We start from the raw sequence: 1,346 nt of genomic DNA on the forward strand, positions 1-1,346 counted from the left end.
CCGCCGGCCCCGCCCGCCCCGCCGGTGGCTCCACCGGCGCCGCCGGCGCCGCCGGCTCCGCCGTTGCCCCACAAGCCCGCTGAGCCACCCGCTCCGCCGGGCTGACCGGTCGCGCCGGCTGCGCCGTTACCGCCGTTGCCCCACAGGATGCCGCCGTCGCCGCCGGCGCCGCCGGGAGTGGTCGCGTTGGCGCCGTTGCCGATCAGCGGGCGTCCCAGCAGCGTCTGCGTGGGGGCGTTGATCAGGCCGAGCACCGCCTGCTCGACGTTGATCGCCTCGGCGGAGGAGTAGGCGGTTACGCCCACTTTCAACGACTGCACGAATCGCTCCTGGAAGGCCATCGCCTGCGCGCTGAGTGCCTGATACTCCCGGCCGTAGCTGCCGAACAAAGCCGCGATCTGGGCCGATATCTCGTCGCCGGCAGCCGTCAGAAGTTGCGTCGTGGGCGCCGCGGCCGCCGCGTTGGCCGCACTGATCGTCGATCCGACACCGGCCAAGTCGCCTGCGGCGGCTGTCACGAATTCCGGCGAGATCAGGACAAACGACATGGCACAGCTCCCAACCGTCTCGGGACAACACTGTCAACACGGTCATTTCTGACGCGGTAGGTAGGCCGGGAGTGTATTCGTCACTTGCCCAATACGTAATCCTTTCGCGGCAAGGACATGCCCGATTGGTACACAACAATTTCGGAGCTAGCGCTCCGGGTGTGGCGGTGGGGCGGCGGGGCCGCCTGATCGAAATCGGCTGTGAATTGAGGGCTTTGAGTGTGCACGCAGGGCGATATCCGGCGCTCGAGCGCACCCGGAATGCACACTCAAAGCCCAGGGTTCACACGCTAAGCCCAGCGTTCACACGCAAAGCCCGGAATGCACACGCAAAGCCAGCACGACCCAGAACTGCGGCACGGCCTCAGAACTAGGCGCGCCTACTTCTTAGGGTTGCCGCCGCCGCCACCGCCGCCGATGCGAATGCCGTCCCGGCCGGCCTGACCGTCCACGCCACTGGGGCCGAAGGTGTCGCCGGCCGCGCCGCCCGCACCGCCGGCACCGCCGGGGCCGCCCGTCGTGGGAAGTGTGCCGCTGTAGCCGTTGCCGCCGTTGCCGCCGTTTCCGCCCTGCCCGCCGCTGCCGATCGACCCGCCGACGCCCTGGTTGCCGGCGTTGCTGCCGGTGCCGCCGCCAAGCCCGCCGAGCCCGGCTGCTCCGGCATCCCCGCCGGTGCCGCCGGCGCCTCCGGTGCCGCCGACTTCGCCGACTCTGGCGTTCTTGCCGTTAGCACCGGTGCCACCGGTGCTAACGGCAAGAACGCCAGCGCGGCCGTCCGTACCGGCGACGGAACCGGCC

Annotated in this window: 1 protein-coding gene and 1 pseudogene; both read right to left on the bottom strand. The window is 70.4% G+C overall.

Annotation, left to right across the window (positions count from 1 at the left end; genetic code table 11):
• Positions 1-548: PE family protein (locus BST12_RS28960; protein ID WP_139802057.1), on the bottom strand; the 548-nt coding region annotated here is incomplete at its 3' end.
• Positions 549-928: 380 nt separating this feature from the next.
• Positions 929-1,346: pseudogene (locus BST12_RS32550) on the bottom strand (hypothetical protein); the annotation flags it as partial.

It is taken from the genome of Mycobacterium angelicum (assembly GCF_002086155.1).
GTDB classification, from domain to species: Bacteria; Actinomycetota; Actinomycetes; order Mycobacteriales; family Mycobacteriaceae; genus Mycobacterium; species Mycobacterium angelicum.